This is a genomic window from Saccharomonospora halophila 8 (assembly GCF_000383775.1).
Classification (GTDB): Bacteria; Actinomycetota; Actinomycetes; order Mycobacteriales; family Pseudonocardiaceae; genus Saccharomonospora; species Saccharomonospora halophila.
On sequence record NZ_KB912528.1, the window covers coordinates 46,099 to 53,764 of the forward strand.

Consider the following 7,666-nt stretch of genomic DNA (forward strand, 5'->3'; position numbering starts at 1 on the left):
CTCGGCGAGCACCAGCGGCCCGACGAGGTCGCGGTACCCGGCCGCGCGGTGCGCCCGATGCGCGGGCACGGCCTCGGACAGCGGAGCCAGCCCCGGAGGGAACACCGCCGCGTCGTCACACAGTCCCCGGGCGAAGGCGGGGATCGGCTCCGGTGCGCTCACTGCCCCGGCCCCCGTCCCGACCAGGTCCAGGCGTAACCGGGGTCCTCGCACGCCAGGCCGCCCTCGCCGAGTTCGAGCGGGCGGAAGGTGTCCACCATGACGGCGAGTTCGTCGACCGACTGCACGCCGATGCTGCGTTCGTACGCGCCCGGCTGCGGGCCGTGCGAGTAGCCGCCGGGGTGCACCGAGATCGAGCCCTGGTCGATCCCGGACCCCTTGCGGGCGCTGTAGTCGCCGCCACAGTAGAACATGACCTCGTCCGAGTCTACATTGGAATGGTAGTAGGGCACCGGGATGGCCAGCGGGTGGTAGTCCACCTTGCGCGGCACGAAATTGCACACCACGAAGTTGTGCCCCTCGAACACCTGGTGCACGGGCGGCGGCTGGTGCACCCGGCCGGTGAGGGGCTCGAAGTCGTGGATGCTGAACCGGTACGGGTACAGGCAGCCGTCCCAGCCGACGACGTCGAACGGATGCGTCGGATACACCATCCGGGTGCCGACGACCCTGCCGCCGGCGTGGTGCTTGACGTAGACCTCGACGTCGGTGCCCTCGGCCAGCAGCGGCTCGTCGGGCCCGTGCAGGTCCCGCTCGCAGTACGGGGCGTGCTCCAGCAGCTGCCCGTAGCGGGACAGGTAGCGCTTCGGCGGGGCGATGTGGCTGTTCGACTCGATCGCGTAGGCCCGCAGCGGTTCCCCGCCGCGCGGCAGCCAGCGGTGCGTGGTGGAGGTCGGGATGATCACGTAGTCGCCCGCGCCGGCCTCCAGCGCGCCGAACACGGTCTCCACCGTGGCGGCACCGGACTCGACGTAGACGACCTCGTCGCCGAGCGCGTTGCGGTAGAGCGGGGACTCCTTGCCCGCCACGACGTAGGAGATCCGCACATCGCCGTTGCCGAGCACGAGGCGGCGTCCGGTGACGACGTCGGTGTCGGCGGCGGCGCGTGCGTCGAAGAGGTCGTGCAGTTTCAGGTGGCGCGGCTTGAGCGGGTGGTTCGGGGTGGTCGCGGTGTCCGGCGGCTCCCACACCTGCGAGTCCACGATCGCCGACGGGATCTCGCGGTGGTAGAGCAGCGACGAGTCGGAGGAGAAGCCCTCCTCACCCATCAGCTCCTCGTAGTAGAGGCCGCCGTCGTCCGTGCGGTGCTGGGTGTGCCGCTTCGGGGGCACGTTTCCGACCCGGCGGTAGTACGCCATGACTGCCTCCTTGCTGTCGGTGGCGGGCCGAGGAAGGCCGCGGTCGCGGGGGACCTGCCCATATAGTTAAACCATTTACTACCTTCGGGTCAAGGGCGCGTCGCTCGCCCGCGGGGTCAGGTGCGACCCCGGATGTCGAAGTCCTCGCGGCCGGAGACCAGCTTGTCCAGCAGCATCACCAGGATGCGCTGTTCCTCGGCGGAGAGCACGTCGACCCAGTCGCGTTCCCGCTCGTTCTGCTCGCCGAAGACCGTCACCATTTCCTCGTGCCCGGCGTCGGTGAGCGAGAGCAGCACCGACCGTCCGTCGCGCGTGCCGGGGTCGCGCTCCAGCAACCCGTCGGCGACCAGGGTCTTGGTCAGGTTGGACACCGCGGCCCGGCTCATCCCGGTCAGCTCGGCGGCCTTCTTCGGCTCCAGTGGTCCGGCCAGCCAGACCACGAACAGCAGCCGGAACCCCGACCACGACCGGCCGCGCGGCCGGTGGATCGAGGCCTCCAGGTCGTAGGTGACGATGTTGGAGGCCCGGTTCAGGGTGAGCAACAGCTGCGTGGCGAGCTGGTGGCGGAACCCGTACTCGCGGTACAGCCTGCGGTTGGCCAGCTCGACGAACGACCAGAAGTCCAGCTCGTCGTCGGAAGGTCCGCCCTGTCCGGGCTCCCCGGGTTCGTGCGCCGCCATGCTCCACACCCTAAGGGGATCGGATAGTTAAAGCATGAATCATATCGGGATGCAGCTTAGCGTTAAGACAGTTACTAGCGTGTTAACCCTAATCGGTGGGTGCCCGGTTGAACCGCCGCACGGCGATCGTCTCGGTCTGTTCGGTGGCGACGTGGTACAGCCCGCCGGTCGATTCGGCCAGGCGGCTGAGCTGCTGGTTTTCGGCGAGTTCCCGTATCTGACCCGGGAGACGCCCGGACTCCCGTCGATTCTGCAGGGGCTGTACGACGAGTTCGGCCCCGGAGCGCCGTCGCGGCAGCCGCCGATGCGGATCGTGTCGTGCGGTTCCGCGATCTCGGTCATGTCGGACCTGCTCGCCGGGACGAAGGCCTTGCGTGGGTGGGGTGCGCTCGAACTGCGGGTCAATCCGACGTCGACTGTCGGCGGGAGCCTGATGGGTGTATACACCAGGCTCGCGGCGAGATGGGTGCGTCCAACCAGACCGTTTGCCGCGTCGCGGTGAGTGTCACGCCGAGTCGGTCCCAGCCGGGGCGGCCGGTGGTCTCCCACAGGGTGTAGCCCCGTTCGACGGCCGACCACAGCGGCCCCGCGTAGGTCACTGTCCGTGGCTCGCCGCGGTGTGGAACCATGTCGACCTCGGCCCAGGACCCGTCGTCGCCGGTCAGCGTGGCCGCGCGTGGCCCGTCACCGGGGTCGTCGCCGAGCCGGTACCCGATCGTGACCTGTCCACCGAACTCCAGGCACGACAGAAACCAGGGAACAGGATCCAGCCATACGGCCGCACCCAGGGTGTCGTGCGGGTTTCTGCCACACCGAGACTTTCGGGGTCGGGTGGCGCGACCGGGGCGTCGGTGTGGCGCATCCGCATGAAGTAGGCCTGTCCGGTGTCGAATCGGCCTTCGAGCTGGTCGCCCGCTTTGCGGAGGAGGACGAGGTTGCCCGCCGAGGCGGTGATCTTCAGGTCGGCGAGGACGAGTCCTCCTTCAGTGAGTTGGCCCAACCACGAGGGTGGCACCTGCGGGACGGCGACCGTCGCGAGGACGCGATCGAACGGTGCGTGTTCGGCGAGGCCGTCCCGACCGTCTCCGGTGACCACGGTGGGCCGGTGGCCGAGGCTGTCGAGCCGTTCCCGTGCCGCGGTGGTGTAGTCGACGTCGACGCTGAACACGTTCGCATCGCCGAGGGCGGCACACAACAACGCGGTGTTGTAGCCGGTTCCGGTGCCGATTTCCAGCACACGGTGCCCGGGATGGAGGTCGAGCAGTTCCAGCATTCGTGTCATCAGCCCCGGCATGGACGATGACGAGATCCCGTGGCCACGCGCGTCGACGTCGGTGAACAAAGCGACGTTGCGGTACACGGCGGCCACCGCTTCGGGGCTGTCCACCGCGATGCGTCGCCACTCACCGGTCGAATCCTGTTCGCGGTACTCGGGTACGAAGACGTGTCTCGGCGTCGACCGGAACGCAGCTTGCCAGCGGGGGGAGACCAGTTTTCCGCTCACGGTGAGTTCGTCGGCCAACGCGTCCACGAGTGGGCGCCAGTCAACTCCGGGGCTGCTCATCGGTGCCCCACCGGGCGGACGAGTAGGTCGGCGAGTCTCGCGGTGAGCGGGGCTCCGGTATGGTGTTCCAGCCAGCCGTACTGGCCGCCCGCATTAACCTCCAGGAACGTCCACTCACCTTCGGGGCTCACCACGAAATCCAGGGCACCGTAAAGGAGCCCCAGTGTCCGCATGAGTTTCGTGATGCCGGAGGCCACGTCCTCGGGCGTGTCACATGTGTCGTAGCTCAGGTGGGCGTAGTCGGCGCGCCAGTCGACCTGGGACGCGGCGCTACCGGCATGAATTGTGAATGCGGTCAGGAAGTCGCCGATGACGATGACACGGACCTCGTACGCCTTGTCGACCCATTGTTGGAACAGGTGAGTGGTCTGGCTCAACCCCGTGAGATCGGCGCGGTCGGCGTCATCGAGCAGACGGGTGAAGGCGATCTTGCGGCCACCCTGTTCGACGATCGAGTTCGCACCCAGCACCTTGGACACCGTAGAGCGGTTCCGTGTGAAGCGCAGGACCTGTTCGGGTTCGTTGGTGATGAGGGTGTCGGGCACATGCAGGCCGCAGCGCCGTGCGGTGGCGAGTTGGACGGGTTTGTACGCCGCGTCGGCGACTCGCGCGGGATGGTTGACCCAGCGCACCGGCAGCGAGGTCAGTACACCGCCCAGTCCGTACTTGGCCTCCAGGTGGGCGAAGGAGCGTTCGGCCCCGGTCATCGAGTCGGGGAATCGATAGGTCCTCGGGGAGCGGAACCACACCGAGGTGATGCCGTCGAGGTCGATCGTGCGATGTGGCGTACGGAGCCACCCGCACCAGCGGCCCCCCGCCAGCTCGGCTGCGATGCTGAGCCGGCGGGGGAACCACGCGGTGTCGACACGGTGCACGACGGCGTCCCGGTCCTCCAACGCACGAACCATGACGTCGGCACTGGCGTCGTGCTCATCGGCGAGTACGAGGATCGACATCAGACCGGGAACGGCTCGTCGGGGGCGTAGTCGTAGGTGAAGTCCTCCGAAGGACCCTCGTCACCGTCGTTGTTGGTGACCTTGTTCGCCGTGGCCTGTGCCGCCAGCGGTTGTCCCGAACCGTCGACGGCGGTCTGTGTGGCGTGTCGGTAGGTGTACTCGTGAGGCACACTCTTCGACGTCCTCGGTGTGCGCATCGCGCGCAGAATCCACGGGCGGGTTCCGGCGGCCGACGGCGTGTCGTCGCTGGTCCGGTCGAGCGGTGCACCTAGGGGGAACTGGGCGCTGTGCGAGGCGACCGGGTCGTCGGCGAATCCTTGAGGGGAGGTCACGAAATGCTCCTTTCCGGGTGACTTCAAGTGGAATCAGGGGTGCGACGGCGCGGACGAGCCCTTTGCGATCCGCCATCCCTGGTCGGGCACGCCGTGAGCGCATGCGATGGCCGCCTCGACATCCCGGCAGTCGACACCGCCCTCCTCGGCCACGGTGGACCCGAGTTCGAGCAGCCGGAACCCGAGGTTCCGGAGGACGCCGAGGACAGCGGTCTCGCCGTTGTCCTTGCGTTCGTAGAGAGCCGTTGTCTCGCTGTCGACGGCGCGGGCGATCCGCAGCAGCGCGGCGGCGAGGTTCCGGTCGGCGGGTGGACGCAGCGCTCGCACCTCGGCGGCGTCCGGGTCGTCGGTGGGCAGATCGGGTCTCCGGGCCGCGCGGAGCAGCGCGACGGCACGAGGGACCTCACCGCTCTCGGTCAGGATCCGTTCGATCTGGGCCACCTGTGCGGGGATGAGCGGCACGGAGGTGACATCGTCCGGGATCGCGGACGGGACGGCGGCCGGTGCGACGTCGGTGCTCATGGGTCCTCCTCGGGGTGTTCGTCGGGGTCCTCGGGCAGTGGGTGTCCTGGGTAGTGCCGGTGGTGGCTCACCAGCAGGAACCCGCCGTACAGCACGGGCGGTGTGACCACCACGACGGCGTAGAGCTCGAACCAGTTCGTGATCGTCTGCGTTCGTCGTTGATCTGCCGCGAATCCGTCGTGCGCATGCATTGACGATCGTCGGTGACCATGCCCGTGCGTCAGACCGTGTCTGGAATGCCCACACCGGAGCGCACCCGCTACGCTCGGATCCGCGCTGTTCACCGGAGAAGAGGGGTGGGCCGATGCCGCGTGAGCCGGAGCACCTTGCTGAGATGCGTCGTGCACTGGGCGTGCGCCTGGCGACATTCCGGAAAGCGGCCGGAATGAACCAGGGACACCTCGCGCGAGCGACATACCGGGACCGCACCACCGTCAACCACATCGAAAACGGACGTGCGGGCGCTGACGAGCGCTTCTGGTGCGCCGCCGACGAGAGTTGCGGCGCGGGCGGTGTCCTCCGAACGGCCTTCGTGGAACTGGAGTCGGCGAAGCGGAACCATATCGAGCACGCGAGGACGGCCGAACTGCGCGAACACCAGGCCGAGATCGAGTCATTCGGACCACTGTGTGCGTCACCGCAGGAAAACCTCACCTCTCCGGACGCCGGGAGCGGGGACCACGACGAAGTCGCCGCCCTCGAACTGGCCCGGCGTGTCGAAGCGAGTGATCTCGGCGAGACCACACTCACAGCCCTCGAAGAGGCGTTCGACCAGCTCGCCAGGGACTACTCCAGCACGGCGCCCGGCGAACTACTGGAACGACTGCGTACCCGTCTCGCGTACGTGGCACACCTTCTCGATGGGCGGACCACCCTCGCTCAGCATCGTCGGCTGCTCGCCATCGGCGGATGGTTGTCGCTGCTGGCAGCCACCGTGCACACGGACCTGAAACAGGCGGCCGCCGCCGAGGCCCGGCTCCGCGTCGCCGTCGAGGTAGCCCGGCAGAGCGGGGACGACGAACTCCGCGCGTGGATTCACGAGACGCAGGCGTGGCGTCTCCTGACCGGTGGCGATCATCGGCGGGCGTGGGAACGCTCCCGCACGGCGCGACACGTCGCCCCGCGAGGTAGTTCGGTTGCGATCCAGGCCACGGCGCAGGAAGGTCGTGTACTGGCCCGGCTCGGGCAGAGCCGGGACGCCCTCCGCATCATCGAGCGCGTCCACCGGTTGGTGTCGCCGAAGGAGCGTTCGCGGCGGCCGGAGCATCACTATCACTACGACCCGGACAAGTGCGTCTCCTACACCGCGACAACGCTGGCGTGGGTGGGCGACCCGGCCGCCGAGGAGTACGCCCGCGAGGTCATCCGGCGACTGCGGCCGAGCACGGAGACCGGTCCCTGGCCCCGCCGGGCGGCGGTCGCGCATCTGGACCTCGCGTTGACATTGGTGACGACCGACCAACTTGACGAAGCGTGCGACACCACTCGTCGCGCGTTGTCCTCCGGCGGGGTCGTACCGTCCACCCGTTGGCGTGCCGCCGAAATCCTGCACGCGGTCGAGACACGGGGAGTGCCCGAGGCGGCCGAGCTTCGGGAGGTGTACGAGAACACCCGGGAGACAGCCGATCACCGCACAGGTTCGTAGCCGGTGATGGCGGCGACCTTCTCCGCCGAGGGGGAGGCCTCGTCGAAGCGGTGGCCGAGCCACTCCGAGACGAGTTTCCGGGCCAATTCCAACCCGATTACCCGTTCGCCCACGCACAGCACCTGGGCGTCGTTGCTCAGCACCGAACGCTGCACCGAGTAGCTGTCGTGCGCGGTGACCGCGCGGATGCCGGGCACCTTGTTCGCGCTGATCGCCACGCCCAGGCCCGTGCCGCACACCAGCAGCGCCCGGTCGGCCTCGCCGTCGGCGACCCTGCGGGCGGCGGTGACCGCCACGTGCGGGTAGGCCGTGTGCTCGTCGGCTCCCACTCCGACGTCGACCACGTGCGCCACCCGGGGGTCCGCCGCCAGGTCCTGTTTCAGGGCGTCCTTGTAGGACAGTCCCGCGTCGTCGGAGCCGACCACGATCCGCAGCGGTGTCTGCTCGCTCACTGGGTTGCCTCCTTCGTTCCGGCGAGGATTTCTCCGACCCGGTCGAGGACGAGGGCCAGGGATGTCGCTCCCGGGTCCGGGGTGCCGAGGCTGCGTTCGGCCAGCGGCCGGGCCCGCCCTGTCCGGGGCGTGAGCCCGGCCGTGGCCTCGGCCGCCT

Annotated in this window: 11 protein-coding genes and 1 pseudogene; 2 read left to right on the forward strand and 10 right to left on the reverse strand. The window is 68.7% G+C overall.

Features of this window, described 5'->3' with window-relative positions; translation table 11 throughout:
* The 3 genes and pseudogenes from SACHA_RS26590 to SACHA_RS0109035 form a co-directional block, all read right to left on the reverse strand.
* A pseudogene (locus tag SACHA_RS26590) lies at positions 1-192 on the reverse strand (hypothetical protein); the annotation flags it as partial.
* Complete coding sequence (locus SACHA_RS0109030; protein ID WP_019809049.1) at positions 159-1,358, reverse strand: homogentisate 1,2-dioxygenase; 1,200 nt, start codon at positions 1,356-1,358, stop codon at positions 159-161. The pseudogene SACHA_RS26590 and the gene SACHA_RS0109030, both read right to left, overlap by 34 nt.
* Before the next feature lie 116 nt (positions 1,359-1,474).
* Positions 1,475-2,038, reverse strand: coding sequence for a MarR family winged helix-turn-helix transcriptional regulator (locus SACHA_RS0109035; RefSeq protein WP_019809050.1), 564 nt, complete (start codon positions 2,036-2,038; stop codon positions 1,475-1,477).
* 34 nt (positions 2,039-2,072) lie between these two features.
* On the opposite strand from SACHA_RS0109035, the gene SACHA_RS26080 reads away from it, so the two are divergent.
* The gene (locus SACHA_RS26080) at positions 2,073-2,540 is read left to right on the forward strand and encodes an ATP-binding protein (RefSeq protein ID WP_232211846.1); all 468 of its coding nucleotides are present in this window, start codon (positions 2,073-2,075) and stop codon (positions 2,538-2,540) included.
* A gap of 159 nt (positions 2,541-2,699) precedes the next feature.
* On the opposite strand, the gene SACHA_RS21185 is transcribed toward SACHA_RS26080, so the two are convergent.
* Genes SACHA_RS21185 through SACHA_RS0109060 form a run of 5 tightly spaced genes read right to left on the reverse strand, consistent with a single transcriptional unit; the run spans position 2,700 to position 5,603 of the window.
* Positions 2,700-3,602 (reverse strand): methyltransferase domain-containing protein, encoded by a 903-nt coding sequence (locus tag SACHA_RS21185; protein ID WP_083935816.1) that lies wholly within the window; start codon positions 3,600-3,602, stop codon positions 2,700-2,702.
* A complete protein-coding gene (gene tgmB / locus SACHA_RS0109045) occupies positions 3,599-4,558 on the reverse strand; it encodes an ATP-grasp ribosomal peptide maturase (protein WP_019809053.1) in 960 nt (319 codons plus the stop codon). The genes SACHA_RS21185 and tgmB overlap by 4 nt, the downstream gene beginning before the upstream one ends.
* Positions 4,558-4,890, reverse strand: coding sequence for a putative ATP-grasp-modified RiPP (tgmA, locus tag SACHA_RS0109050; protein WP_019809055.1), 333 nt, complete (start codon positions 4,888-4,890; stop codon positions 4,558-4,560). Before tgmA ends, tgmB begins: the two co-directional genes overlap by 1 nt.
* A 33-nt stretch (positions 4,891-4,923) precedes the next feature.
* On the reverse strand, positions 4,924-5,412 hold the full coding sequence (locus SACHA_RS26085; RefSeq protein WP_019809057.1) for a hypothetical protein: 489 nt from the start codon (positions 5,410-5,412) through the stop codon (positions 4,924-4,926).
* The gene (locus tag SACHA_RS0109060; RefSeq protein WP_019809059.1) at positions 5,409-5,603 is read right to left on the reverse strand and encodes a hypothetical protein; all 195 of its coding nucleotides are present in this window, start codon (positions 5,601-5,603) and stop codon (positions 5,409-5,411) included. The genes SACHA_RS26085 and SACHA_RS0109060 overlap by 4 nt, the downstream gene beginning before the upstream one ends.
* A gap of 143 nt (positions 5,604-5,746) precedes the next feature.
* On the opposite strand from SACHA_RS0109060, the gene SACHA_RS0109065 reads away from it, so the two are divergent.
* Entirely contained in the window at positions 5,747-7,057 is a 1,311-nt protein-coding gene (locus tag SACHA_RS0109065) for a helix-turn-helix domain-containing protein (RefSeq protein ID WP_051110146.1), read from the forward strand.
* On the opposite strand, the gene SACHA_RS0109070 is transcribed toward SACHA_RS0109065, so the two are convergent.
* Both SACHA_RS0109070 and SACHA_RS23850 read right to left on the reverse strand, forming a co-directional pair.
* Positions 7,039-7,509, reverse strand: coding sequence for a ribose-5-phosphate isomerase (locus SACHA_RS0109070; RefSeq protein WP_019809063.1), 471 nt, complete (start codon positions 7,507-7,509; stop codon positions 7,039-7,041). The genes SACHA_RS0109065 and SACHA_RS0109070 overlap by 19 nt on opposite strands.
* On the reverse strand, positions 7,506-7,666 hold a 161-nt coding region (locus SACHA_RS23850), incomplete at its 5' end, for a DAK2 domain-containing protein (protein WP_157601643.1). The genes SACHA_RS23850 and SACHA_RS0109070, both read right to left, overlap by 4 nt.